Annotated in this window: 1 protein-coding gene; it reads right to left on the bottom strand. The window is 59.1% G+C overall.

The annotated features are described in order from the left end of the window. Window positions 1-16: 16 nt before the first annotated feature. On the bottom strand, window positions 17-739 hold a 723-nt coding region (locus OC610_RS28370; protein WP_264433031.1), incomplete at its 5' end, for an extracellular solute-binding protein.

Genomic DNA, 739 nt, shown 5'->3' with positions numbered 1-739 from the left:
GGGAATGGCCATGCCATTATTTCTTTGGGTATCCGGCCCGTTTCATTTCCCGTTCGGTGTTCGATTGCGCCGACGCCAGGGCTTGCTCCACGGATATCTGGCCAGTAAGCGCTGCGGTAAACAGCTTGCCAACCGATGTACCAATGGCCTGGAACTCGGGAATCGTCACGTACTGGATGCCCACGTAAGGCACTGGCTTGGCGGTGGGGTGGGCCGGGTCGGCTTTCTGCATCATTTGCAGCGTGATTCGCGCAAAGGGCGCGGCGTTCAGGTAGGCGTCGTTGTACGTGGAGGTACGAGTGCCGGGTGGCACGTTGCTGATGCCATCCTCTTTGGCAACCAACTGCACGTAATCCTTGGAAGTGGCCCATGTGACGAAGGATTTGGCGGCGTCCTTGTGGCGGGAGCTGGTTGGAATTGCCAGCGACCATGCATACAGCCAGGACGCGCCTTTGTCTGTCACTTGCGTGGGAGCCGCGGCGAAGCCGACGCGGTCGGCCACCTTGCTCTGGCTGGTGTCGGTGATGAACGAGCCGGCGACGCTTGCATCGACCCAAATGGCGCACTTGCCGCTGTTGAACAACGCCAGGGTTTCGTTGAAACCATTGCTGGTCAGCCCCGGCGGTCCATATTTCTTTAGCGTATCGACATAAAAGCTCGCGGCGGCCTTCCATTCCGGGCTATCGAATTGTGGTTTCCACTGCTCATCGAACCAACGAGCCCCGAACGTGTTGGCCAG

Source organism: Pseudomonas agronomica (genome assembly GCF_025917275.1).
Taxonomy (GTDB): Bacteria; Pseudomonadota; Gammaproteobacteria; order Pseudomonadales; family Pseudomonadaceae; genus Aquipseudomonas; species Aquipseudomonas agronomica.
This window is presented reverse-complemented; position numbering and strand designations above follow the sequence as displayed.